General features: G+C 52.5%; 22 protein-coding genes. 9 read left to right on the forward strand and 13 right to left on the reverse strand.

The genetic code is table 11. The annotated features are described in order from the left end of the window. Positions 1-115 precede the first annotated feature (115 nt). Positions 116-985, forward strand: coding sequence for a phosphoribulokinase (locus tag FAZ14_RS16220; RefSeq protein WP_153508868.1), 870 nt, complete (start codon positions 116-118; stop codon positions 983-985). Positions 986-1,085: 100 nt separating this feature from the next. Here the strand turns inward: FAZ14_RS16220 and FAZ14_RS16225 are convergent, their stop codons facing one another. Beyond that, complete coding sequence (locus tag FAZ14_RS16225) at positions 1,086-1,493, reverse strand: OsmC family protein (RefSeq protein WP_012886369.1); 408 nt, start codon at positions 1,491-1,493, stop codon at positions 1,086-1,088. Positions 1,494-1,822: 329 nt separating this feature from the next. Here FAZ14_RS16225 and crp point away from each other — a divergent pair, with 329 nt between their 5' ends. Continuing rightward, positions 1,823-2,455 carry a cAMP-activated global transcriptional regulator CRP gene (gene crp, locus FAZ14_RS16230; RefSeq protein ID WP_012768072.1) on the forward strand — a complete coding sequence of 211 codons (633 nt, stop codon included), beginning with the start codon at positions 1,823-1,825 and terminating at the stop codon, positions 2,453-2,455. Positions 2,456-2,576: 121 nt separating this feature from the next. Here crp and FAZ14_RS16235 read toward each other — a convergent pair whose 3' ends face one another. The 4 genes from FAZ14_RS16235 to FAZ14_RS16250 form a co-directional block, all read right to left on the reverse strand. After that, positions 2,577-3,221 (reverse strand): 3-keto-L-gulonate-6-phosphate decarboxylase UlaD, encoded by a 645-nt coding sequence (locus FAZ14_RS16235; protein ID WP_153508916.1) that lies wholly within the window; start codon positions 3,219-3,221, stop codon positions 2,577-2,579. 129 nt (positions 3,222-3,350) lie between these two features. Then, positions 3,351-4,043 (reverse strand): L-ribulose-5-phosphate 4-epimerase, encoded by a 693-nt coding sequence (locus FAZ14_RS16240; protein WP_016942978.1) that lies wholly within the window; start codon positions 4,041-4,043, stop codon positions 3,351-3,353. 42 nt (positions 4,044-4,085) lie between these two features. Continuing rightward, complete coding sequence (locus FAZ14_RS16245; protein ID WP_016942977.1) at positions 4,086-4,562, reverse strand: PTS sugar transporter subunit IIA; 477 nt, start codon at positions 4,560-4,562, stop codon at positions 4,086-4,088. A gap of 46 nt (positions 4,563-4,608) precedes the next feature. After that, positions 4,609-6,354: a PTS ascorbate-specific subunit IIBC gene (locus FAZ14_RS16250; protein WP_153508869.1), complete on the reverse strand. Its 1,746-nt coding sequence runs from the start codon at positions 6,352-6,354 to the stop codon at positions 4,609-4,611. 540 nt (positions 6,355-6,894) lie between these two features. On the opposite strand from FAZ14_RS16250, the gene ulaG reads away from it, so the two are divergent. From ulaG to ulaR, 3 genes are all read left to right on the forward strand, one after another. After that, entirely contained in the window at positions 6,895-7,962 is a 1,068-nt protein-coding gene (gene ulaG, locus FAZ14_RS16255; RefSeq protein ID WP_016942975.1) for an L-ascorbate 6-phosphate lactonase, read from the forward strand. An 85-nt stretch (positions 7,963-8,047) separates the two neighbouring features. After that, positions 8,048-8,920 (forward strand): L-ribulose-5-phosphate 3-epimerase, encoded by an 873-nt coding sequence (locus FAZ14_RS16260; RefSeq protein ID WP_153508870.1) that lies wholly within the window; start codon positions 8,048-8,050, stop codon positions 8,918-8,920. 97 nt (positions 8,921-9,017) lie between these two features. Beyond that, on the forward strand, positions 9,018-9,791 hold the full coding sequence (gene ulaR / locus FAZ14_RS16265) for an HTH-type transcriptional regulator UlaR (RefSeq protein ID WP_038909159.1): 774 nt from the start codon (positions 9,018-9,020) through the stop codon (positions 9,789-9,791). A gap of 169 nt (positions 9,792-9,960) precedes the next feature. Here ulaR and argD read toward each other — a convergent pair whose 3' ends face one another. The 8 genes from argD to FAZ14_RS16300 all read right to left on the reverse strand — a co-directional run bounded on the left by argD (position 9,961) and on the right by FAZ14_RS16300 (position 18,208). After that, positions 9,961-11,184 carry a bifunctional acetylornithine/succinyldiaminopimelate transaminase gene (argD, locus tag FAZ14_RS16270; RefSeq protein WP_016942972.1) on the reverse strand — a complete coding sequence of 408 codons (1,224 nt, stop codon included), beginning with the start codon at positions 11,182-11,184 and terminating at the stop codon, positions 9,961-9,963. A 133-nt stretch (positions 11,185-11,317) separates the two neighbouring features. Continuing rightward, entirely contained in the window at positions 11,318-11,893 is a 576-nt protein-coding gene (locus tag FAZ14_RS16275; RefSeq protein WP_153508917.1) for an aminodeoxychorismate synthase component II, read from the reverse strand. 237 nt (positions 11,894-12,130) lie between these two features. Further along, a complete protein-coding gene (locus tag FAZ14_RS16280; RefSeq protein ID WP_153508871.1) occupies positions 12,131-13,336 on the reverse strand; it encodes a helix-turn-helix domain-containing protein in 1,206 nt (401 codons plus the stop codon). A gap of 510 nt (positions 13,337-13,846) precedes the next feature. Then, positions 13,847-14,164 (reverse strand): helix-turn-helix domain-containing protein, encoded by a 318-nt coding sequence (locus tag FAZ14_RS16285; protein ID WP_268906973.1) that lies wholly within the window; start codon positions 14,162-14,164, stop codon positions 13,847-13,849. Between the two features lie 287 nt (positions 14,165-14,451). After that, positions 14,452-14,601, reverse strand: a complete 150-nt coding sequence (locus FAZ14_RS20220; RefSeq protein WP_012886384.1) for a hypothetical protein — start codon at positions 14,599-14,601, stop codon at positions 14,452-14,454. Between the two features lie 106 nt (positions 14,602-14,707). Further along, positions 14,708-16,672: a PatA/PatG family cyanobactin maturation protease gene (locus FAZ14_RS16290; RefSeq protein WP_153508873.1), complete on the reverse strand. Its 1,965-nt coding sequence runs from the start codon at positions 16,670-16,672 to the stop codon at positions 14,708-14,710. Positions 16,673-17,190: 518 nt separating this feature from the next. Next, complete coding sequence (locus FAZ14_RS16295; RefSeq protein ID WP_016942967.1) at positions 17,191-17,817, reverse strand: glycoside hydrolase family 19 protein; 627 nt, start codon at positions 17,815-17,817, stop codon at positions 17,191-17,193. Positions 17,818-18,052: 235 nt separating this feature from the next. Continuing rightward, entirely contained in the window at positions 18,053-18,208 is a 156-nt protein-coding gene (locus FAZ14_RS16300) for a hypothetical protein (protein WP_153508874.1), read from the reverse strand. 293 nt (positions 18,209-18,501) lie between these two features. On the opposite strand from FAZ14_RS16300, the gene pelC reads away from it, so the two are divergent. The 4 genes from pelC to FAZ14_RS16320 all read left to right on the forward strand — a co-directional run bounded on the left by pelC (position 18,502) and on the right by FAZ14_RS16320 (position 25,085). Then, positions 18,502-19,629 carry a pectate lyase PelC gene (gene pelC / locus FAZ14_RS16305; RefSeq protein ID WP_016942966.1) on the forward strand — a complete coding sequence of 376 codons (1,128 nt, stop codon included), beginning with the start codon at positions 18,502-18,504 and terminating at the stop codon, positions 19,627-19,629. 439 nt (positions 19,630-20,068) lie between these two features. Then, on the forward strand, positions 20,069-21,196 hold the full coding sequence (gene pelB, locus FAZ14_RS16310) for a pectate lyase PelB (RefSeq protein ID WP_153508875.1): 1,128 nt from the start codon (positions 20,069-20,071) through the stop codon (positions 21,194-21,196). A gap of 167 nt (positions 21,197-21,363) precedes the next feature. Continuing rightward, positions 21,364-22,626, forward strand: coding sequence for a pectate lyase PelZ (gene pelZ, locus FAZ14_RS16315; protein WP_038925433.1), 1,263 nt, complete (start codon positions 21,364-21,366; stop codon positions 22,624-22,626). A 1,040-nt stretch (positions 22,627-23,666) separates the two neighbouring features. Next, positions 23,667-25,085 carry a diguanylate cyclase gene (locus FAZ14_RS16320; protein ID WP_235914599.1) on the forward strand — a complete coding sequence of 473 codons (1,419 nt, stop codon included), beginning with the start codon at positions 23,667-23,669 and terminating at the stop codon, positions 25,083-25,085. The last annotated feature ends 35 nt before the right edge of the window (positions 25,086-25,120 follow it).

Here is a 25,120-nt window from a genome sequence, read left to right on the forward strand (position 1 = left end):
TCAGATACAACATGGCTCAGATATAACATGGCCTGATGGCTCTGCACGGCATTGCTCTTACGCATCGAATGATGACTTCACCGAAGATTGCCCTACACATCGGAGGTTACACACCATGTCGCACCAGCACCCGATTATCGCGGTCACCGGCTCCAGCGGCGCGGGAACCACGACCACCAGCCTGGCGTTTCGCAAGATCTTCCAGCAACTGAATCTGCGCGCCGCACTGGTGGATGGCGACAGCTATCACCGCTATACCCGACCGGAAATGGATATGGCGATCCGCAAGGCTCGGGACCTGGGGCGTCACATCAGTTATTTCGGGCCAGAAGCCAATGACTTCAGCCAACTGGAAAACACCTTTATCGAATACGGTCGTAGCGGCACCGGGCAGACCCGCAAATACCTGCACACCTATGATGAAGCCATCCCCTACAATCAGGTGCCGGGGACGTTCACGCCCTGGGAGCCAATGCCAGAGCCGACCGACCTGCTGTTCTATGAGGGATTACACGGCGGCGTGGTCACCGCGCAGCATGATGTTGCCCGGCATGTCGACCTGCTGGTCGGCGTGGTGCCAATAGTCAACCTGGAATGGATTCAGAAGCTGGTACGTGATGTCAACGAACGCGGCCACTCCCGCGAGGCGGTGATGGATTCTGTCGTGCGCTCGATGGAAGACTACATCACCCATATCACGCCGCAGTTTTCCCGCACCCATATCAACTTCCAGCGCGTACCGACGGTCGATACCTCTAACCCGTTCGCCGCCAAAGCCATTCCCTCAATGGACGAAAGTTTCGTGGTGATCCACTTTCAGGGGCTGGACCGCATCGATTACCCCTATCTGCTGGCCATGTTGCAGGGCTCGTTCATTTCCCACATCAATACGCTGGTAGTGCCGGGTGGCAAAATGGGGCTGGCGATGGAGTTGATCATGATGCCGCTGGTACAGCGGTTGATGGAGGGCAATAAAATCGACTGACATCGGCGATAAAACCGATGATAAGCACCAATAATAAGCGCCGATGAACCGGCGCTTAACGACGCGGCGGCCACGACAGCACGCCGCCGCGAGCAGGCGCTTAATCCAGCGCGATCACTTCATGGCTATGGGTGATGTTCACCGCTTTTCCCAGCATCAACGCCACAGAGCAGTATTTTTCGGCTGACAGCGACACCGCACGTTCCACGGCTTTATCGCCCAAGCCCTTGCCAGTGACGATAAAATGCAGGTTGATGGCAGTGAACAGACGCGGTGCTTCCTCGCGGCGTTCAGACGTCAGGCGGACTTCACAATCCACCACGTCATGGCGGCCTTTTTGCAGGATAGACACCACATCGATGGCGCTGCATCCGCCTGCGGCCATCAGTACCATTTCCATCGGGCTGGGCGCTTTATCGCCTGCGTTGCCGTCCATCAACAGTTGATGCCCGGAAGCGGATTCACCAAGAAACGTTAACCCTTCAACCCATTTCACCCGCGCCTGCATAATTTTGTCCTCAATCAATTATTTTTGAAATTTTACATCGCTTATGTACAAAAAAGCCTGATAATCAGAGCCTAATCATGCTGAAGCGAGACAACACAAGACACTACACTCAACCTGTGTTACAAACGAAAGCGTAAACCGGCATGTGTTGTTGCGTCGATACCTGACCCACCACCGGCTTACTGGCGTCATCTGATAGACAGCCTCAGTATATTCCCTGACGTCATTCCGCCAGGACGGAATTGAATTATAACTATGTTATCACGCCGTACAGGGAACTCTGAGCCCTGTGATTTGCGCAGTGAATTAACAACAGAGGATAACAGCGAATGGTTCTCGGCAAACCGCAAACAGACCCGACTCTCGAATGGTTCCTTTCTCATTGCCACATTCACAAGTACCCATCGAAGAGCACCCTAATCCACCAGGGTGAAAAAGCAGAGACGCTTTACTACATCGTGAAAGGCTCGGTTGCCGTGCTGATCAAGGATGAAGAAGGCAAGGAAATGATTCTGTCTTATCTGAATCAGGGCGATTTTATTGGCGAACTTGGCTTGTTTGAAGACGGGCAGGAACGCAGTGCGTGGGTGCGGGCAAAAACAGCCTGTGAAGTTGCTGAAATCTCCTATAAAAAATTCCGCCAGCTCATCCAGGTCAACCCGGACATTCTGATGCGCTTGTCCTCACAGATGGCACGTCGTCTACAGGTTACTTCGCAAAAAGTCGGCAACCTGGCGTTCCTCGACGTGACGGGCCGCATCGCGCAAACCCTGCTTAATCTGGCTAAACAGCCGGATGCCATGACCCACCCGGATGGGATGCAGATTAAGATCACCCGTCAGGAAATCGGCCAGATCGTCGGCTGTTCCCGCGAAACTGTCGGCCGTATTTTGAAAATGCTGGAAGACCAGAACCTGATCTCCGCCCACGGTAAAACCATCGTGGTATACGGTACTCGCTGATCCCATCAGCAACCCCGTTATCGGACAGGGCGGCCAGATGGCCGCCCTTTTTGTCTCACATAATCTCACATGGTCCACACCGTTCCCCGGCTCAAACACCGTCGCCTGACGGCATCCGGTATTACCAGTACTTGTCGATCTCGGTGCGCAGGGCTTCTGCGGTAGCGCGGCCGCTCTCTGACGCCAGGGCGCGACCGGCGATAAACACTTTCGCGCGAATGCCATCGAACAGGTGGATATCCTCCGGCACGATACCGCCAGTGATAGACAGCTCAAGCCCCAGTTCAGACAGCGCCCGCATTTTACCGAGATCAGCCGCAGTCCAGTTAACCCCAGCCAGTTCCGCATCGCGGGAACGGTGATAGATAGCCTGGGTAATCCCCCTATCACGCCACGCTCTGGCATCATCCAGGTTCCAGTTACCGTACAGCTCAATCTGGATTTCGCCGCCAAACTCATCAGCCACTTTCTTACAAGCCTCGATCGTCGCCACATGCGCGGCGGCAGACACCGTAATCCAGTTAGCACCAGCGGAAAACGCCATTCGCGCCAGAATCGCACCGCCATCCGTGGTTTTCATATCACAAACGATAATATGGTTCGGGTGGCGTTCACGTAGTGTGCGCACCGCCGCCATCCCTTCGGCAAAGGCCAGAATGGTTCCCACCTCAATCACCTCAACAAAGCCGCTGACCCGGTCAGCCACCTCCACAGCCGTGGCCAGATCGGTCGAATCAAGGGCAATTTGCAGCATAGGTTTAGTCATCATGCGATTTCCTTTCCAATCGTTAAAATATCGGGATCTCTGACTTGAGGGCGAGCGCCGCCCGTGGCCCATTGCCACTGTTTATTTCAAGCCATTATTACCTTGTCATCGTGTTACGTGTGCGGCCGCTCAACGCTGGCCGTAATAGGCATTCGCACCGTGTTTTCTGAAATAGTGTTTATCAGACAGCGCCTGCGCGATATGAATGTCTGGATTAAGTAATCGGGTCGAGAACGCCATGGCGGCCACCTCTTCAAGCACCAGCGCATTATGCACCGCATCCAGTGCATTTTTTCCCCAGCAGAAGGGAGCATGACCGGTAATCACCGCCCCCGGCACCGCGAGTGGGTCGAGATGGCGGCGATGAAACTCCTCCACAATCACCAGACCGGTATTTTTTTCATAATCCTGAGCGATTTCGTCTTCACGCAACGAGCGGGTACAGGGAATGTCACCATAGAAATAGTCGGCATGGGTGGTGCCGAGCGCGGGAATATCCTGACCGGCCTGCGCCCAGACCGTGCCGTGGCGTGAATGGGTATGCACAATACCGCCGATGTGCTCGAAGGCACGGTACAGCACCACGTGGGTCTCGGTATCACTGGAAGGATTAAGTCGCCCTTCGACCACCCGCCCTTCCATATCGACGACGACGATATCGTCGATGGTCATCTGCTCATAAGAGACCCCGGAGGGTTTAATCGCGATAACACCCTGCTCGCGATCAATCTGGGAGACATTGCCCCAGGTCAGCGTCACTAAACCATGACGGGGGAGCAGCAGGTTGGCTTCCAGTACGATAGCCTTCAATTGCTGATACATCGTTGTTTCTCCTGCGCCCCTGCCGGAGCGCCTTGTTGCCGCTCAGGCGGTTTGCGCCAGTACCTTATCAATCACACGGAACACATCTTCACAGCTGGTGCAAACCCGCAGTTTGTCGAGGTTGATTCCGGTATCGCTGTGCTCGTCTTCCAGTATCTGGGTCACCTCCATCAACCCTTCCATATGCTCATCGGAGGTACTCCCTGCCAGGGTGATAAGCACATCCACCGGTTCGTCTTCTCCCTCAAATTTGACCGGTGTGGTGAGCGTCACCAACGCAAACGCAGTGCGATTCACACCGTTCTCCGGGCGGGCATGGGGCATGGCGAACTGCGGCGCAATCACGATGTAAGGCCCCATCTTTTCAATACTGCTGATGATCGCCTCATGGTAACGGGGCTCGACGGCGCCGGAGGCAATCAGCATATCGGTACCGAGCTTGATAGCCTCGCGCCAGTCCGCCGCACTGGCGTGAAGCAGTACAGAGTCATTGTCGATTAACGATTGTTTGAATTTCATCTGCGTCTCCTTGCCTGTCCCCTCGCAGAGGGGAAGGCGTGATTGATTAACCGGCAAAGTTTTTCCTGATAAGCCCCAGCAACTCGTCACCGAAAGAGTGTGGGTTAAGCATGTTTTGCACCCCCAACACAAATTTGCCGTCACCGGGACTCATTTCCCCAGCCAGATGCCTGGACGAGACAATAATGTCGGTTGTCGGGAGTTTGGACTTGTAATCTGCCACGGCGCAGGAGTCCATGATGTGCGGCACTCCCTGTTGTTCAAGAAACTTGCCGATCTTCATCTTCATCATCATGGAAGAGCCCTGCCCGTTGCCGCACACCGCCAGAATACGCACAGCACGTCCCTCAGTCGGCATCGCTGATTGCGGCTCGATGGGGTCGATGTCGGTCTGCTCGGTGACCGGCTGCGCATTGTCTTCTTCCTGACGCAGGGTACGTGACGCGAAGTACATGTAGACACCAGCCCCCGCCAGCAACACAAAGAAGAACAGGGATGAGAACGACAGCGCTTGCATAATGGGCGGGAACACCAGCGCCCAGTCCGCCATCCCCATCCAGCCGTTGAAGCTGGTACCGTTATGGGCAAACAGGTGAATCGCCCAGGCCGCCCCCAGCACCTCGATAATCCCCATGACGAAGCAGATCTTCATCACCGCACGCCAACCGCCAAAGTGGTTGGCAAACACCCCAATAGTGGCGTTAGAGAAGAACATCGGGATAAAACCGGGGATGATCATGATAGAGGAGTTGAGCAACAGCAGACCGAGCACCGCCAGGAACTGCCCCAGCGTCCCCCAGATAAAACCAAACACCATCGCATTAGGGGAATAGGCATAGATAGCGGCGCAATCAATCGCCAGCACGGCATTGGGGATAACGCGCTCGGAAATCCCTTTAAACGCTTCAGACAGTTCGGCCACGAACATACGCACACCGGCCACAATCACCTGAATCGCCACCGCGAAGCGAAGGCCGGTTTCCAGAATATAAATGGTCCAGTGAGTCGACCCGGCCATTTTTTGCAGGTTATCCAGGCCGAACGACAGCAGGATAATGCCGAAAAAGACCGTCATCACGATGGCGGTAGCGGTAATACTGTCGTGGAAAATATGCAGCCATTTCGGCAGCTTGAGCTGATCAACACTGTCTTCCTTGTCGCCCAGTTTAGGCGCCAGCCGGGTGGCTATCCAGGAAGCGACCTGCTGCTGATGGCCGATAGAAAACCCCGCCCCACCGGTTACGGCCTGGGTCGGCTTAAACATAATGTTGGAGGAAATCCCCCAATAGAGCGCCATAATAACCGCGGTATACAGGATGGTTTCCCACATGGAAGCCCCCATCACCACATAGAACACCGCCACCAGCCCAACCTGCTGAAACATGATGTGACCGGTGAGCATGATGGTGCGGATGCCGGTCACACGGCGGAACACCACCAGCAGGATATTCAGACCGAGCGCCAGCAACACCGCATACCCTACCCAGGAATAACGGCTCCCCATGGTTTCCATGGTCGCCATCATGGTGGTGTAAGGGTCGATGACCGAACCGGTCAGGTGGTGGTACTCAGAGATTTTGTCTATCACCGGCTTAAAGCCAGACACCAGGGTCGTTGACCCGACCTGCACCAGCATGAAACCAACGATGGTTTTCACCGTGCCTTTCACCACGGTGGTGCCGTCACGTCTAAGCAGCAGATAACCGATACAGGTTACCAGCCCCAACAACAACGGGGCCTTGGTCATCACCTGGCTATAAAAAATATAAAAAATGCTGTAGAGGGTTTCCATAACGTTGCTCCGTCCGACATAAGGACACTGACACTGCTATTGGATTGCTATTGGAGTAGTGGACTCGATCACCACCCGTCCAGGTATGGGTTGCTTACATTCTGTGGGCGGAGGACAGCATAGGCCGTCGCCCTGGCAAACTCACAAACAATCATATTTCATCATAAAATGATTTTTTGTGATGAATGTCTTGCCAATAAAATCTCACTAAATCCGAAATGTCAGCGATATCAGGTAGCATTTGCGAATGATTTTTCCTGTCACTCAGCGACTCCTTCATGGATTACGCAGTGGGAAAACATAAAAATAAAATAAAAAACAGATAAATAGGCTCATGCATGCATGGAGCCGGTCATAAAAGATTCGTCCATATCACAAAATAATCATTGCAATCATTGATAATCAAAAAAACCATTGTTATAGTCACGAAAAATCACAACCAATCATAGACGCGCAGCCATGTGCGTCATGTCATTGTCCGATGACCCGCTGCCGGGTTCGCTATCGCAGTGCGGCATCCAAACCAGAAAGGTACGTCCGATGAGCAAGATTGATGAGATCACCCGTGAATCCTGGATACTGAGCACCTTCCCTGAATGGGGCACGTGGTTAAACGAAGAGATTGAGCAGGAAAACGTGAAACCGGATACCTTTGCCATGTGGTGGTTGGGGTGCACCGGCATCTGGTTGAAATCAGCGGGCAATACCAATATTTCTATCGATTTCTGGTGCGGTACCGGCAAGAAAACCCACGCCAACCCTTATATGAACAAGCAGCACCAGATGATGCGTATGGGCGGGGTTCGCAAGCTACAACCCAACCTGAGAACCTCACCGTTCGTGCTTGATCCCTTCGGCATCAAGCAGATCGACGCAGTACTGGCGACCCACGACCATGCCGATCACATCGATGTGAATGTGGCGGCGGCAGTACTGAAAAACGTCGGTGACCACGTGAAATTCATCGGCCCCAAAGCCTGTGTGGATCTTTGGCTGCGCTGGGGTGTGCCGGAAGATCGTTGCATCGTCGCCCGCGTCGGCGATGAAATTCCGGTCGGCGACATCGTTATCCAGGTGCTGGATGCGTTTGACCGCACCGCACTGGTGACGCTGCCTGCCGGGGTGTCGTCAAAAGACAAGAGCATTCTGGATGGCATGGACGACCGGGCCGTCAACTATCTGGTCAAGACATCGGGCGGCAACCTCTACCATTCGGGTGACTCGCACTACTCCAACTACTACGCCAAACACGGCAACGACTACCAGATTGACGTCGCCCTGCTCTCCTATGGCGAGAACCCGCGCGGTGTCACCGACAAAATGACCTCGTCAGACATTCTGCGCGCTGGCGAGTCGCTTAATGCTCAGGTGGTTATCCCGTTCCATCACGATATCTGGGCCAACTTCCAGAGCGACCCACGTGAAATTGAAGTGCTGTGGAACATGAAGAAAGACCGGCTTGGTTATCGCTTCCGCCCGTTCTTCTGGCAGGTGGGCGGGAAATACACCTTCCCAACCGATAAAAACACGCTGCATTACCAGCATCCACGCGGCTTTGACGACATCTTCGTCGACGAACCGGAGTTGCCTTACAAATCCTTCCTGTAACGCACAGGCACGGGCCATGAACCGTCCTGCGGGCATTCATGGCCTTGACCACACAGCAAGGCAGAACCGCAACAGAGGGAGCAACATGCACAACTTTGACAAGCCCTTTCGCCTCGGGCTTTACGAAAAGGCGCTACCCGCCGCGTTCACGTGGGAAGAGAAGATTCTGGTCGCCAAAGAACTGGGGTTTGATTTCATTGAGATATCCGTCGATGAATCGGACGAAAAATTGCAACGACTTGAGTGGAGCGATAACGAAACCTACCAGTTGCGACATTTGTGCGAGAAAAACAACTTCCCGTTACAGTCCATGTGCCTGAGTGCCCACCGCCGCTTTCCCTTCGGCTCACACGACCCGGCTATCCGTGAAAAAGCCCATGAGATCATGGAAAAAGCGATAAACCTGGCTTACAAGCTGGGCATTCGTTGTATTCAGTTGGCGGGCTACGACGTCTACTACGAGTCACCCTCGGCTGAAACCCACCAGCGGTTTATTGAGGGCATGAAAGCCTCTACCCGGATGGCAGAACGGGCCGGTGTCATGCTGGGGGTCGAAATCATGGATACGCCGTACCTCAATTCGCTGAGCAAATTTGAGGTGCTGAAAAAAGCCATCCCTTCCCCTTACTTTATGGCGTACCCGGATGTGGGCAACATTACCGGCTGGAACTACGATACCTGCACCGAGCTAAAGCTCAGTTGCGATCACATCGTACAAATCCACCTCAAAGACACCCGCAAGGTTTCCGCGCACAGTCAGGGGCAATTCCGCGACCTGGTGATTGGTGAAGGTGAGGTGGATTTTGCCGCCATCTTCCGCACCCTGGCCGAAATGGGTTACAACGGCCCGCTGGTACTGGAGATGTGGGCCAAAGACGAACAATGGGCGGCTAACCTGAAACTGGCCCGCGCACGTCTGGCCGAAATAGGCCGTCAGGCCGGTTTGGCACTGGCCTAAACCGATGTCGTCAAAAGAATCCGAGGAACGGCTGTCATTCACGCGCATGCGGGATATAATCATAAAAAAATCAGATTCAATCACTATCAGGCACGATATGACGGAAGCCCAGCGCCACAGCGCCATCCTGGAATTGCTCAATCAAAAACGCCATCTGTCGGTTACGGGTATCATGCAGGCCTTTGATATTTCCCCCGCCACCGCCCGCCGCGACATCAACAAACTCAACGATTCCGGCAAGCTGCGTAAGGTGCGCAACGGTGCAGAAGCACTCACGCAAACCAAAACCCACTGGTCGCCGCTCAACAGCCATGAACCTGTCAGTCGCGGCGAATTCTCTCATCACAGTGAGAAAATGCGTATCGCGCAAGCAGCGGCAGCCTTGATAAAACCGGGTGAAAGCGCCGTGATCAACTGCGGCTCAACCGCCTTTGTGCTGGGGCAGGAAATCTGTGGGCAGGATGTTCAGGTCATCACCAATTATTTCCCGCTGGCGAATTACCTGATTGAACATGACCATGACGGCGTGGTGATCATTGGCGGGCAGTACAATAAATCGCAATCCATTACGTTGGCCCCACAGGATGAAATCTCCTCGCTTTATGCCGGACATTGGATGTTCACCAGTGGTAAGGGGATTACTGCGGACGGCCTCTACAAAATGGATATGCTAACGGCCATGGCCGAGCAAAAAATGCTTAACCACATCGGCAAACTGGTGGTGCTGGCCGACAGCAGCAAAGTGGGACAGCGTGCCGGTATGCTGTTCTGCGCAGCGGATCGGATCGATATTCTGATCACGGGCAAAGACGCCGATCAACAGGTGATCGCCCAACTGCAAGACAAAGGGGTCAGCGTCATGTTGGTGTGACAGGCCCTTCACACCATGCAAGGGTTTACTGATACATCACTCCCGTATGGGTAGTCTGGGATATGGGATAGCACGAAAACAAAGAGGGTGACCGTTGGTCACCCTCTTGCTGTTCATGCGCCTCACGCTCTTCGCAGAAACGTGTTGCCGTGATGCGTAAAAGCGCGGCTTACGCGCCCTTCACCACCTGTGCCACGGCCTTTTCAAACAGCGCCATCCCCTGGTCTATCTCTTCCGGGGTGATCACCAGCGACGGCACAAAACGGATCACATCCGGCCCTGCCACCAAAATCATCAACCCCAGATCTGCTGATGCCGCCAGAAAATCACGGGCGCGACCATGCCAGGCCGGTTTCAGTTGTGCGCCCAGCAGTAAGCCCATGCCACGAATTTCATCAAAAATGCCGTACTGGGCGTTGATGCGCTCGAGCGCAGACACAAAACGCGCATGGCGATCGACCACGCCGGACAGCACTTCCGGTGTATTGATCACATCCAGCGCCGCTTCCGCCACCGCGCACGCCAGCGGGTTGCCGCCATAGGTGGTGCCGTGCGTCCCGACCGCCATCACCGACGCAATCTCTTCCGTAGTCAGCATGGCGCTGATCGGGAAACCGCCGCCCAGCGCTTTCGCGGTGGTCAGAATATCCGGCGTGATACCGTAGTGCATATAAGAGAACAGCTTACCGCTGCGGCCCATACCACACTGCACTTCATCAAACACCAGCAGCGCCTGATACTGATCGCACAGCTCACGTACCCCCTTGAGGAACGCCGGTGTCGCAGGCGTAATGCCGCCTTCGCCCTGAATCGGCTCCAGCACCACGGCACAGGTGTGGTCATCCATCACGGCTTTGACCGCGTCCAAGTCGTTGAACGGCACATGCACGATATCCGCCGGTTTCGGGCCAAAGCCATCGGCATATTTCGGCTGACCACCGACCGACACGGTAAACAAGGTACGGCCATGAAACGACTGGTAAAACGAGATTATCTTGGTTTTGTACGGGCTATGACGGGTAATGGCGTAATGCCGTGCCAGTTTGAACGCCGCTTCATTGGCTTCTGCACCAGAGTTGGCGAAAAACACACGATCGGCAAACGTGGCGTTGATCAGTTTGGTCGCCAGACGCAGTGCTGGTTCGTTGGTGAATACGTTGCTGGTGTGCCACAGGGTTTCACCCTGCTCTTTCAACGCCGCCACCAACGCCGGATGGCAATGTCCCAGTGCGGTTACCGCGATGCCACCAGAAAAATCGATATATTCTTTGCCCTGCTGATCCCAGACACGGCTCCCTTTGCCTTTTACCGGCACAAACTGCGCGGGTGCATAAACCGGAAGAATTACCTTATCGTAAGTATCCCGTGTTACTGCTGCTTTCTCTGTCGCCATTTGCTGCCCCGTTGTCATATCCCGTAGTGTGGAGTGAAGATCTTAAGTGAAAATATAATCAATAAATATGCATAAAAAATCAAAAATAGGCAATCGATAATCCGATGCACCTGGCCTGACCTGCGCTATCCGACTATAAATCAAGGAAATTTTTCAATAACTGGTGCCCTTGCTGGCTGAGGATGCTTTCTGGATGAAACTGCACACCTTCCAGCGGCAACGAACGATGACGTATTCCCATGATCTCGTCGGTATCACCATCAAGCTCAGTCCAGGCTGTGACCTCAAAACAGTCAGGCAGCGTATTTTTTTCCAACACCAGCGAATGGTAACGCGTGACAGTGAGCGGATCTGCCAGCCCGGCGAACACACCACGCCCGGTATGCCGCACTGGCGAGGTTTTGCCGTGCATCACCTGACGGGCGCGTACCACCTGTGCGCCGAAGACCTGTCCCAACGCCTGATGCCCCAGACAGACCCCCAGAATCGGCAGTTGACCAGCAAAATGGCGAATCGCCGCCAGCGAGATCCCGGCGTCATCCGGTGTACAGGGGCCGGGAGAAATCACCAGTCGTTGCGGCGATAACCGCTCGATGTCCGCCAGCGTCAGCGCATCATTACGCCTGACCAGCACCTCTGAACCCAGTTCGCAAAAATACTGGTACAGGTTGTAGGTAAAGGAGTCGTAGTTATCGATAAGTAGCAGCATATCTTTATTGATCAGCAGATAAATGACGCCAGATGCGTCGTCGATATCATGCTGACCGCGCATGATGTCGAATGAATGTGCCGAGTCTGAAGAGTTGGGAGGCGGATGTCCAGATACGAGGTGGAAACAATCGGTACAGAACGTAAATGTGGTGCAGAAAGCGGGGGTAAAAACCTGACGACTTCACGGGAAAACCCCGGCCAGTCACGACCGGGGCGTTTCGTGACAACCTGGCTCTCACCCGGTTTCATTACGCAGCAGCATCGGATTGAACTGTTTGCGAAACTCGATAGGGGTGGCACCGGTGTAGCGCTTAAACATCTTTTCAAAATGGCTCAGGTCGCCATAGCCGCAATCCAGATAGAGGTTGGTAATGCGGCTCATGGGGTGGCACTCCAGCCGCTGGCAGGCATAGAAAATGCGGGTCTGGTTCAGAATCTGTTTAAACGATAAGCCAAGACTGTGCTTGAGCAGATAAGAAAGATGCGACGGACTGATATGCGAATTCTCCGCCAGTTCAATCAGCGTCACTTCACGTTGAAAATGCTCGCCCAGATACAACAGCGCTTTGATCACCGAGGGGTGAAACTGCTGCAACGCGTCCTGATCACGGCTGAGTACCGCGTCACACAATGAGCGGTTAATCCGCCGTCCTTCCTCCCTCTGTGCCAGCTCCGTTGGGGGGATAATATGCGGCAGAATACGGCTGGCCTGAGCCAGGCTAATCTCAGCATCCTCACTGAGCATTAATAGCCGGGCGACGCTGTGCCACAACTGCCTGACATTGCCGGGCCATTCGTAATGGTGCAGATAAAACAGCACGTCAGGATGCAGCGTCTGCCGGACAGATTGACGATACGCCTGCCAGGCCGCGTGCACCAATTCGACTATCTCCGGCGTTTTGCCTTTCAGGGCCGAAACAGGTAATAGCTGGCACCCAAAGGTCGACATCAGTTGTGCGCCGGGTTGTGTCGGCAACGCACCGCGCTCTGTCGGCGTGGCTATCAATCCGAATACCAGCCGCAGCGCATTGCGACCGGTATGCTCATCCTGCAATTGTGTCAGCAACGTCTGTTGTTGTTGCTCAGTCAGGGCGTCAAAGCCCGGTATGCACAGCGTCAACCGATGGCCGTCAGGCAGTGAGGCCAACATCTCCCTCACCTGTTTCGTTGGGTCATCCTCACCGCTGAGCTCGACATAACGTCCTTGTGATGCCAGCAGCCTGGCACGAATATAGCTGGTGATATCAGACAGATCGGCACCCGGTTCGCCATACAGCAGAATCGGCCTGCCGGACAGCAATAACCGATCGATTTGCCCACGCAGCACAGAGGGTAAAAAGATGAACTCAGGAATATGCCTTCCTACCGAATAACCCGCCAGAGGGATCTTTTCAGCAGGAATATTTCTTAACTTACCAGGTAGTATATTTTCTGTTTTCACGGGAAAATCCTTTATTCAACTCCTGCCAGCGTACATTTCACAACAATGTACTCCTTCATAAGAACGGGGTTGGCTTATGCACGCTACCGTCTTATTTCAACCGCTACTCCAACCATAAAAACACCTATCCCTATCCCAATAATTCGGGTTGCCAAAAACAGCAATACAGCAATTACCCAGGTGTTGACGCAAGTGAATGGCTGGGGGAACCCCATCAATACACACCGGCAACCTGAAATGTGATAGCGATATACCCTGTAAAAAAACGTCCTGACGACACCCTGGCAAAATAAAGTAAATCCCTTTACTGTTTTTATTCATTATCACCGCAAACATGGGATAAAAATAAAATGCTTTCCCTGCAGGCACTCAAACTCAATTCACAACGCCAACATTGGTGATGTGACCGCTACAGTGCATGCCTGTGCTTATCTATAATCACCCACCCTCACAACAATCATTCGAGGGTTAATATGGCCTTCATTAAAATATTATTTTCTATGTCTACAATCAGGTCTTATTCGCCTCATTCATAACCAACATGTTATATATTCCGGCAAAAATAAACGCGATACATTTACACTCATCGTGAGTCACGTCACGAGAAACCCGCTCATGCGAGGGTAAGATGAGGTTGTCTACCGTGACATCAAAGAATTTCGCGAATTTACACAACGTTTGCCGGGAAATAGGCTTGCCCAACTCAGCTCTTTTTATTGTAGAGATAGAGATATAACACTTCGACTCAAGACTTTGCTCCGACAATTCCTCCTGACTTAATTTTTTTTTAGCCTCAGGTCTTTGATCACTGCGGTGTTCAAGAAAAATCCATTGTTAGACATACATTCCCCTCTGCAATAAAAATTAATACGTTCTTTTTATGGCACTATTTTCATCACACACTTTAAACATCAACCCTCATTTACTGTGGGTTGATATTCATGCACATGAATCATGCAGAGCCACAATCGAACCTATTAATTCGTTATGATGTACATTCACCGAACGTCATATCCCCTGATTTTGACAATATAATTATTACCGTATTACATCACTGTATTTTTTCTTATTATGAAGAAATGGTGCATGGCCATATGGCCATGCACCATTGTCGATTAGCTCAGTACGCCGCTCAGCGCGCCCTGGCCTGCTTTTTTCAGCAGATTCAGTGCTTCACCCCAGAAAGCCGGGTTAACGCCAGAGGCTTTGGCTTCAGCAACACGGTTAGCGCGGTTCACATTCTGTGCTTGGGTTGGAAGTTTCATGGTATTTCTCCTTGAGTGTATTTACATCGTATTTTGGGGATATCCCCAGGTTAATGCCCCCGACTGGCGGCAAATCTTAAAACCGAGAACAAACGGCAAGCCGGTATTAATAGGCATGCCAGCTACGCAGCGTGCCGATGGTGACCGGCATGACATCGCTGACGTCAATGGTGTAGCGATACAGTTTGCGGGCAGCGGTAAGGCGTTCTTTCGGGTTGAAGAACTCCAGTACCACGTCCCAGCAATCGGATTCCGGGCGGCTGACCGGGCTGCGCTCTGCGCTGATTTTGTTCAGGAATAACCCTTCAGCGAAGGCATCATCGAAGATTTCTTTCATCTGATACGCGTTGGTGGCCGCATAGTTAATCGCACGCTCATTCGACTCGTAACCACGGTTACGCAGCTCGTAGTAAATACGGTTGATGAAGTTGATCAGCTCTTTGGATTTCGGCGTACCGACGGCGCTTTCGCCCATCAGCATTTTCGAAATATCCTGGGATTCCCAGTTGAACATGCCGCGTAATACCGGGCTGATGGTCGGAATCACCTGGCCGTTGAACAGCCGCGTTTCACCGCTGATAATCCCGGCGATGGAAACACGTTCCACGCCTTTGGTTTCCTGCTCATACAGGAACTCCACCAGACGGGCGTATTCCAGCACCGCGAACTGTGCATCCGGTTTAATGGCGTACACCGGAATACCGTCGATTTTTAATGTCCAGATCAACGCGTTGGATTGCTCCGCGTTATCGCCGGTATTCAAATGTTCGGCCATTTGCACCGGATCAAACGGATAGCCGCTTTTATTACCCATGACCTGGGTGAAGTAATCCAACCGTGCTTCTGTACCGAAGTCATAGCCAACCTGGCCGATAACAAAAATCTTTTCCTGATCACGCACTGTGCGCGCATCCAGCGCAGAAGACTGCGGCATAATCCGCCGGGCAGGCGCATGCACATAATGGTTGGCCGCCGGGTCGCTGATTTTGGGGAACGCCAGGCCAGCGTCACGCGATGGCGCACTCACTTCGGTACTCAGGCTGGAAGGCGCCAGTACAGCATCATCGCCCAACGCCACATCCTGACTCTCCTGATGGGTGTCGATAATCGAGGGAACCAGCAGCTCCACAGCGGCAGGCTCAATATTTTTTTCTTCAGTTGACATGGTCATGATCCTTTTGGGTGGTTGGTGAGAGAATTCCTGTGCTATTTGCCGGAATACTTTCTGAATATTTAATCGGTATATCACTGACTCCCGATTAGCTGCCGTTGACAACACCAGTGGGGTCGCTGTAGTAAACAGCAGCTCCCGAATAATTTGTGGCGCACGACAATGCCCCGCCACATTTACTGCCCTCATGATTAACGCCGATATTGCCGACACCACCGGGGCAGAAAAACTGCTGCCAGATACAACAGACAGATCATAATTCGGCGTAGCAACAGGAATGGATACACCGGATGCCAGCAACATTTTCTTTCTCAGTTTCAACCCATAGTTATTAAATGGAGCGGGCAACCCTTCTTTATCACAGGCACCAACAGCCAGAACAAAATCCATTGATGCCGGCAAGGATTCACTATTACGGCCTTCATTACCGACAGCGGCAACAATCAACACGCCTTCTTTTTCACAATCGTCAATGGCTTTACGTAATTCATCCGTTCCCTGGCCATTTATCGATAATGATGCACCACTCACGTTAATAATATGACAGCCATGTAAACGGGCATCACGAATCGCTTTTGCCAGGGTGCGTTCAGAGCAGCCATGAATATTCCCCCTTTCATCCTCATGAAATACCGGGATACTCAAAACAGTGACGGCCGGAGCAATACCCACACCTTTTCCGCCAATAATACTACTGACAGCCGTTCCGTGTGAGGTCGTTTTATTTTGCTGTGCAGTCAGGTGTTCAATGGTTAAATGGTTTAATATCGGGTGATGACTATCAATCGCACCATCAATAATACCGATTTTCACTCCCTCTCCATTTACCCCTAATTGCTGCAATCCCGACAGTGGATTATCAACGAATACATCACGAGTGTTCGACGAGTGCATCATCATTCTCTTTCCTGAATGTGGAATGTAAAATCCCCGGTGTTTTCAGACCATTTCTAGTCGCAAGAGAATAACAACCGCTACTATTGCATGAATGATAACCATGCTGTCCGGTTATATTTTCTTTCACTCTGAAACTGGCGTAGTACTTTCACACAGCAAACACGACTATCGCACCAGACTATCGCAATAAATATTATCGCCACTGATGATTTAAACGACCTGCGATGTGTCATTTATTTATCCTGAACGAATAAATTCATACTAACCTTACTTAAAAAATATTTTGGTATCACTTTAGTATCAGTTTTATCAGCTTAAGGTAACTCAATAGGTTACCCATAATCGCCCAATAAAATACTGAAATCTTATTGAACAAAAAAACCATTTTAAAAACGGTCGTTAACACTGTTACGGCAAATATCGGTTCCAGATGAACCGGCACCACATTTCATAGCCGACCTGGCCTCTGGCACCGGTATTGTCCGCATGTCATCATATTTATCAGTTAAAAACACATTTAATCAGTTAAAAACGCGTTTAGCCTTCGCCAGATAGTTTTTACGATCAACCAGGCCATTCAAGCCGCCATTAATCCTACGTGTGATCCCGTTGATATCATCCTGATCGGCCAACTCGTTGAGACCGTTCTTTTTCCAAAACCAAATTGCCGCCGCCACCGAAACGTCCGGATTTTGGCTAATCAAGTCAGGATTGGTCACCAAATCCTGTCCAATAGCGCTGCCACAGGCACGATAGTTATCCCGTCCCGTCAGTTGAATCAGCCCACGGCCGCGATACTTCCAGCCATCGCCGGTTTGCGTCGCGCCATTACCCAGTCGGTTGGCATAAACAATATTGGCGATGGCTTCGGGGTTGCGTTCACACTGTGCGGCCATCTCATCCGTGGTGAAATAGCGCCCGAACACCGAGCGCAGCCCTTTAGCGCTGTAATTCAGGTTCTCCACCCGGGCGCGCAATTCATTGCTCTCATGCGCAATCTGGGCAATAAAATGCGCAAAACGCAAAGGTGTGTCGATCTGCGCCGCGTTGCATTCCTGCTGTAACGCCGGCTGGAATTGCGCGAGATCGTCAGCACCTGCGGCCGTCATTACCTTTTTTAACTTTTCCTGACTAATTTCAAGAGTCATTCGGTTTCCTCCTCAATGGCTTGACGCAGTCAGTTTGCAGAGGAAGACGCTTCCCTCTCTTGGGGAAACCTCGGTAAAAAGCAGGAGAACATGCAGCAAAATTGGAGGAAATCAGGACATCATGAGCCTGAGCCACGGTCATCAACCGGGGCAACGAAGCAAAACGGCGGTATTCTTGTGCCTGCAACGAGACCAGGCATCAAGAAGCAGTATTTATTGAAACGGCGTTTGGTGATCAACTAATTCCCACACCAGATAACAGAGGAACGCGCAGCCGACCACCAGCGCGGCTGTTCAACGTGGAAATACGGCGAAATGCGGGAGAGAAACCACCGGGTGGCACAACCGGGTCAGCGAACGGATCGGCCACCGTGCCTGTGAACGACTTCACAATTCATTCCAAACCAAAACTATGAAGATTTACTGAATAGTTATTACCAAAACTGTAACCGAAACCCGTTAGCGTGAGCCTGCTCAAAACTATTAAAAAATCTATTCGATCCAGATAGTGAAATGGCATTTCGCTTGTTGAAGTGTTCGATTTTCACACTAAAACTGAGTCTGGTGACCGGCATGCATGGCCAGCGTTCATCTACCGGCATACCGGCCAACGTCCACTACGGGCGCAGGGAAAAACTCATGCCCACAAACTTATTGATGGTTTAGAGAAAAGGAATACAGGCTATGAAATCACTCATTACCCCGATTACCGCTGGACTATTACTGGCACTCAGCCAACCCGTGCTGGCTGCCACCAATACCGGCGGTTACGCCGCAACTGCCGGGGGCAACGTGACAGGTGCCGTCAGCAAGACGGCTACATCGATGCAAGATATCGTCGATATCATCGCGGCGGCCCGTCTGGATGCTAACGGCAAAAAGGTGAAGGGTGGCGCGTACCCACTGGTCATCACCTATACCGGTAATGAAGACTCGCTGATCAACGCCGCTGCCGCCAATATCTGCGGTCAGTGGAGCAAAGACCCCCGCGGTGTGGAAATCAAGGAGTTCACCAAAGGGATCACCATCATCGGCGCTAACGGCTCTTCCGCTAACTTCGGTATCTGGATTAAGAAATCCTCTGACGTGGTGGTACAAAACATGCGTATCGGCTACGTCCCGGGCGGGGCTAAAGATGGCGACATGATCCGCGTGGATGATTCGCCGAACGTCTGGGTTGACCATAACGAATTGTTCGCCGCCAACCATGAGTGCGACGGTACGCCAGACGGCGACACCACCTTTGAAGCCGCGGTAGATATCAAAGGGGCGTCAGATTACGTCACCGTTTCCTACAACTACATCCACGGTGTGAAAAAAGTGGGGCTGGACGGTTCCAGCAGCAGCGACACCGGTCGCAACATCACCTATCACCACAACCGCTATAACGACGTGAACGCCCGCCTGCCGTTACAACGCGGTGGCCTGGTGCATGCTTACAACAACCTGTACACCAATGTCACCAGTTCCGGTCTCAACGTGCGTCAGAACGGCCAGGCCTTGATCGAAAACAACTGGTTCGAAAACGCGGTGAATCCGGTGACATCCCGTTATGACGGCAAGAATTTCGGCACCTGGGTGCTGAAAAACAACAATATCGCCAAACCGGCTGACTTCTCGACCTACGGCATCACCTGGACGGCAGACACCAAACCTTACGTGAATGCGGATAGCTGGACCTCTACCGGTACCTTCCCGGCGGTGAGCTATAGCTACAGCCCGGTTAGCGCGCAGTGTGTGAAGGACAAACTGGCTAATTACGCTGGTGTAGGTAAAAACCTGGCCACGCTGACCAGCGCAGCCTGTCAGTAACCCAGCAATCAATAACCCGGTAATCGAGCAGGCAACCGCCTGCTCGATTACCGGTATGGATCAGCCTGTCACTCATCTGGCGAATGAATTTAATAATCAGCAGGTTTTTAATTATTAAAGGTTATAACCAGCAGGTCAGAACTCCGTCCACAAAGAGTGATGCCTGTCAAAATTTGAAAAAACATAACCGTTACTAATAATGAACTGCTGTTTCATCTATTGAAATGTCGTCTTTTTGAGCTAAAACTGAGCGCAGGTTGATTCATGCGATTCGGTTTTACTTATGTGTACCCTGCATGAGTTGTGTGACTGAACGGCAGTTAATGCCCCTGCAACATGAAGCATGACGGGAATATCGCGGCTGCATCAACCACCAATAAGGGCATGTGGAACGATAAATGCCCATTTCACATTTTTTTTAAAAACAGGAACACGACTCATGAAATCATTCATTACTCCCATTGCTGCCGGTCTGCTGCTGGCATTCAGTCAATCCAGCCTGGCCGCGGATACCGGCGGTTATACCAAAACGGACGGTGGTAACGTCACGGGTGCGGTCAGCAAAACGGCGACGTCCATGCAGGACATTGTGGATATCATCAATGCCGCCAAAGTGGATGCCAACGGTAAGAAAGTGAAAGGCGGTGCCTATCCGCTGATCATCACCTATACCGGTAACGAAGACAGCCTGATCAACGCGGCAGCCGCCAACATTTGCGGTCAGTGGAGCAAAGATGCCCGTGGCGTGGAAATCAAAGACTTCACCAAAGGTATCACTATCATCGGCGCTAACGGTTCTTCCGCGAACTTCGGTATCTGGATAGTCAATTCCTCCGACGTCGTGGTACGCAACATGCGTATCGGCTACCTGCCGGGCGGCGCTCAGGATGGCGACATGTTCCGTATCGACAACTCGCCAAACGTCTGGCTGGACCATAACGAGCTGTTCGCTGCGAACCACGAATGTGACGGTACCAAAGACGGCGATACCACCTTTGAATCCGCCTTCGATATCAAAAAAGGCGCGACTTACGTCACCATCTCCTACAACTACATCCACGGTGTGAAGAAGGTCGGTCTGGCAGGCTTCAGTTCTTCTGACACCGCTGAACGCAACATCACTTACCACCACAACATATACAACGACGTCAACGCCCGTCTGCCGTTGCAGCGTGGGGGTAATGTCCATGCGTACAACAACTTGTACACCAACGTCACCAGCTCCGGCCTGAACGTCCGCCAGAACGGCAAAGCGCTGATCGAAAACAATTGGTTCGAAAATGCGGTAAGCCCGGTAACGTCACGCTATGACGGCAGCAATTTCGGTACCTGGGTACTGAAAAACAACAACATCACCAAACCGGCCGATTTTGCGACGTACAACATTACCTGGACAGCCGACACCAAGGCTTACGTTAACGCCGACAGCTGGACGTCCACCGGTACTTTCCCGACCGTGCCTTACAGCTACAGCCCGGTTAGCGCCCAGTGTGTGAAAGACAAACTGGCTAACTACGCCGGGGTAGGCAAAAACCTGGCAACACTGACCAGTTCAGCCTGTAAGTAATACGTTCCCGTCGGCCTGACTGTGTCAGGAGCGTCCTTCGCCCGGTTTTGCCGGGTGGAGGACACCGGATTAGTTCTGGGTGGGAGGGCCATCATTACTCACCCGCCTTTCGTTTGAAACGCCTCGCTATCAGGCAGAACACGCCCCGGCATAGGGATCAAGCCATCATGAGACACACCCTGCTATTTACATTGCTATTCAGTACCTGCATGCTGACCGCTCAGGCCGCCAGCACGGCCGCCCCGGACCTGAAAGGCTTCGGCACCGAGACGGTAGCCGGCAGCGGCGGCAAAGTTATCCGCGTCACCACGCTGGCTTCCAGCGGTGCCGGTTCGCTGCGCGAAGCGCTGGCCACCAAAGGCCCGCGAGTTATCGTGTTCGAAGTGGGCGGTATTATTGATCTCAACGAGCAGGACATTCGGCTCGCTGAGCCTTACGTGACCATTGCCGGGCAAACCGCGCCATCACCAGGTATTACCCTCGTCAAGGGCGGCATGATGATCACCACTCATGATGTCCTGATGCAGCATATCCGCTTTCGCATTGGCGATAACGGTCACGCCAAAAAGAGTGGTTTTGAGAAAGACGTATCGCTGTATGGACCGAATGCCTACAACGTCGTCGTGGATCACTGTAGCTTTGCCTGGGGCACCGATGAAAATCTGTCGGTTTCAGGCCCACGTTACGACGGCCAGTCCGGCACCGCCCATAACGTGACCTTCTCAAATAACATTATTGCGGAAGGGCTGTACGACTCCAGCCACGCCAAAGGCATTCACTCGATGGGGACGCTGGTACACGATAACGTGACCAATGCGGCGATCATCGGCAACCTGTATGCCCACAACAATGAACGCAACCCATGGTTTAAAGGTGCAACCACCGGCGTTGTGGTCAATAACCTGATCTACAACCCGGGGATTTGGGGTATCCGTATCGGGGCGATACAAAGTGAGTGGGAAGGCCGCACGTTGCCGGTTAACGCCAAAGTCGCGATCGCCGGTAACGTGATGTATTACGGCGCCAACACCAAATCCGATCTCGCACTGGTCGGCAGCAATACCACTGGCGGCGATGTCTGGATGAGCGACAACCTGGCCTTCGATAAAGCCGGCAAAGCCGTCGCGCAGACCTCCGGTACCGGCATTAACGTGCTGAAATCCGCCCCCGTCTGGCCCACCGGGTTGACAGCGCTCAGTTCCTCATCGGTAGCCAGCCAGGTGACGCAGCACGCCGGTGCCCGTCCGAAAGACCGCGACGCGGTGGATAAACGCATCGTTAGTGATTTCCAGAAACGCAGCGGCACCTTCGTCAACAGCCAGAGCGAAGTGGGTGGTTATCCCACCGCGACCACGACTACGCGTACATTGACGGTGCCATCCAGCGGTGTTGACAGCTGGCTGCAACAGATGGCGAAAGACCTGGAATAATCCCCCCAAGATTCATCACCAACGCGTTAAAAAATAGAAGGGAACCGATTATAGGTTCCCTTTTTTCTGGCAGCATGACGCGCGTATACCCTAAATAATTCGAGTTGCAGGACAACACGCTGGCGTGTTGAACAACGCAATGCGTTGGCCCTTTAGGGCAAGGCTCATTAGAGCCTTGTCACGCGGTAAGCGAGTGACAAATTCGTTGGGAACGAATTTGACCAGCCAACGGCTGGCCTCTGGTGAGAGACAGGATGTCTCTCATTGAATCCCGATGAGCTTACTCAAGTAAGTGATTCGGGTGAACGACAACTCTGCCGGGAGCAGAGTTGAACGCAGCGTGCTGCGGCCCTGAAAGGGCGAGGCCCAGGGATGGGCCGAGTAATGCAACCAACACACCTGCAACTTGAAGTATGACGGGTATATTGACAACAACCATCGCTAAACCGTATATCAATACTATCAAAACAGCGAAAAAGACCGACATCGCGAAAACAGACACACAGCAAAATAGGCCGGACAGGTCATCATCAGGATGACAATGCCATTGCGTTGCCGAACGACACCTATTCGGCCCTCCTGATTCTCACCCTGGTCAGGCATTATTCCGCCACGCTACGCGGTATCCTGCCATCGGACGGCAATAAACAAGCCTGCAACGAGTACAGACTTTCAGACACGCTTTTTATATCGTGTGCCTGCCTTGTCATGCTCTTGTACTGCAAATTCAATATATTTGTATTGGCTACTGTGTCAGCATCAATAAAATCGATGGCAGTGACGCAAGGAAAGAGAATAAAACCCAACTGCTATTCCGCTGAGCACGCACGAATAACAACGAATGCCAGTGACAGTCACACTTTTTGCTTTTTTTTATTTTGAGGTGATACATGCGAGTCGATGTCCCCACAATGTTTATGATGATCATCGTCTCAAGTTTTGCCCTGGCCCTGTGTGTGCGCTGGGCAGCGCATAGCCACCGGGATCGAGAACTGATTATTTGTACCTGGGCATTACTCTTTCACGGAATCGCCTACATATTGTATGCATTACGCGGCCAAATTCCTGACACACTCTCCATCGTCCCTTCGAACATCCTGATTGCTCTGGCTTACTCATTACTGCTTCTTTCCGTCACCACGTTCCAACAACGGCGTGTCCCGCACTGGTTGCTGTGGATGCCAGCGGTATTTGCCGCCGTGTTCTTTAGCATCATGCTGGATAACCAGAAAGCCCGTACGCTGGTCAGCGGCATTCTGTGTATGCTGCAAGCCAGTGTGGTGATTGGGTATTTGTTGACACAGGCAACCGATCAGCCCGTTCGTGGGCGTAACCTGATGGTGTTAGGGTTGGGCGTGAATATCCTCAGCCTTATCCATCGACTCTTCTTGTTACTATCCAGCGGCAATTATCCTACCTCATTACTCTCCAGCGCCCCGGCACTGACGATTATCAATGTGGCAAGTCTCGCCACACTGCTTTTCATTGCTAACGGACTGATCATGATGGCGAAAGATCGTTCAGACCATCTCAACAACCTGACGTTGCGTCAGGACAGCCTGACAGGTTGCTGGAACCGCATCCGGGTACAAGAGATAGCGCGTCAGGAAATGGACCGGCTGGAGCGATATGGCTATCCCGTGTCGTTGCTGATGTTCGACCTGGACCATTTTAAGAAAGTAAACGACGATTACGGCCACGCAACGGGAGATGAAGTGCTCAAAGCATTCGCCCACATTGCCCGCACCACGTTGCGCTCCACCGACGTACTCGGGCGGTGGGGAGGCGAAGAGTTTGTCGCGATCCTGCCGTCCACCGGCATCGGCGGTGCGATACTGACCGCTGAACGCATCAGGCAGGCACTCGAATCACAACGTTTTTCCAACGGCCTGCAGGTTACAACCAGCATTGGCATCGCTGTTTGTCAGTCCAGCGATCATTGGGAAAGCTGGCTAAGCCGGGCCGACTCCGCGCTCTATCGCGCTAAAGCGGCAGGCCGTAACCGTATCGAGACAGAAGCACTGATTGTCGATAATTCGCTGATGGTGTTACCGGATACCAATCTGGTTCATCTGACCTGGCACTACAGCTACGCCACCGGTCATCCGGATGTCGACCGGGAACACCAGCACCTGTTTCGTCAGGCTAATGCGCTGTTACAGATAATACTGCGTAGCGGAACACGGGAAGAATTCTCACAGCAGGTCAGCCAGCTTATCGATTTACTGCACGAACACATGCAGCATGAAGAGCAAATGCTGCGCGAAAAGCAGCACCCGGACGTCGGCTATCATGCCCGCTTACACAGCCACCTGCTCTATCGGGCAAGCGAACTACTACAGCGGTTTGAGCAGCAACAGATTGGCATGTCAGAACTGTTTCACTATGTGGTGTACGAAGTGATTACCCAGCACATGCTGATTGATGACAAACAGCTGGCGCTGTCTAAAAATAAATGAGGCTGTTTCCCCACTCCACAGCATCCTGCTGCGGG

This window comes from Dickeya oryzae (genome assembly GCF_009372235.1).
Classification (GTDB): domain Bacteria; phylum Pseudomonadota; class Gammaproteobacteria; order Enterobacterales; family Enterobacteriaceae; genus Dickeya; species Dickeya oryzae.

Coding starts and splice junctions, on each gene's coding strand:
- pelC (WP_016942966.1), top strand. CDS start 18,502: ATGAAATCACTCATTACCCCGATTACCGCTGGACTATTACTGGCACTC.
- crp (WP_012768072.1), top strand. CDS start 1,823: ATGGTTCTCGGCAAACCGCAAACAGACCCGACTCTCGAATGGTTCCTT.
- FAZ14_RS16290 (WP_153508873.1), bottom strand. CDS start 16,672: ATGATGATGCACTCGTCGAACACTCGTGATGTATTCGTTGATAATCCA.
- FAZ14_RS16235 (WP_153508916.1), bottom strand. CDS start 3,221: ATGACTAAACCTATGCTGCAAATTGCCCTTGATTCGACCGATCTGGCC.
- FAZ14_RS16260 (WP_153508870.1), top strand. CDS start 8,048: ATGCACAACTTTGACAAGCCCTTTCGCCTCGGGCTTTACGAAAAGGCG.
- FAZ14_RS16225 (WP_012886369.1), bottom strand. CDS start 1,493: ATGCAGGCGCGGGTGAAATGGGTTGAAGGGTTAACGTTTCTTGGTGAA.
- ulaR (WP_038909159.1), top strand. CDS start 9,018: ATGACGGAAGCCCAGCGCCACAGCGCCATCCTGGAATTGCTCAATCAA.
- FAZ14_RS16245 (WP_016942977.1), bottom strand. CDS start 4,562: ATGAAATTCAAACAATCGTTAATCGACAATGACTCTGTACTGCTTCAC.
- argD (WP_016942972.1), bottom strand. CDS start 11,184: ATGGCGACAGAGAAAGCAGCAGTAACACGGGATACTTACGATAAGGTA.
- FAZ14_RS20220 (WP_012886384.1), bottom strand. CDS start 14,601: ATGAAACTTCCAACCCAAGCACAGAATGTGAACCGCGCTAACCGTGTT.
- FAZ14_RS16240 (WP_016942978.1), bottom strand. CDS start 4,043: ATGTATCAGCAATTGAAGGCTATCGTACTGGAAGCCAACCTGCTGCTC.
- ulaG (WP_016942975.1), top strand. CDS start 6,895: ATGAGCAAGATTGATGAGATCACCCGTGAATCCTGGATACTGAGCACC.
- FAZ14_RS16220 (WP_153508868.1), top strand. CDS start 116: ATGTCGCACCAGCACCCGATTATCGCGGTCACCGGCTCCAGCGGCGCG.
- pelZ (WP_038925433.1), top strand. CDS start 21,364: ATGAGACACACCCTGCTATTTACATTGCTATTCAGTACCTGCATGCTG.
- FAZ14_RS16250 (WP_153508869.1), bottom strand. CDS start 6,354: ATGGAAACCCTCTACAGCATTTTTTATATTTTTTATAGCCAGGTGATG.
- pelB (WP_153508875.1), top strand. CDS start 20,069: ATGAAATCATTCATTACTCCCATTGCTGCCGGTCTGCTGCTGGCATTC.
- FAZ14_RS16275 (WP_153508917.1), bottom strand. CDS start 11,893: ATGCTGCTACTTATCGATAACTACGACTCCTTTACCTACAACCTGTAC.
- FAZ14_RS16295 (WP_016942967.1), bottom strand. CDS start 17,817: ATGACTCTTGAAATTAGTCAGGAAAAGTTAAAAAAGGTAATGACGGCC.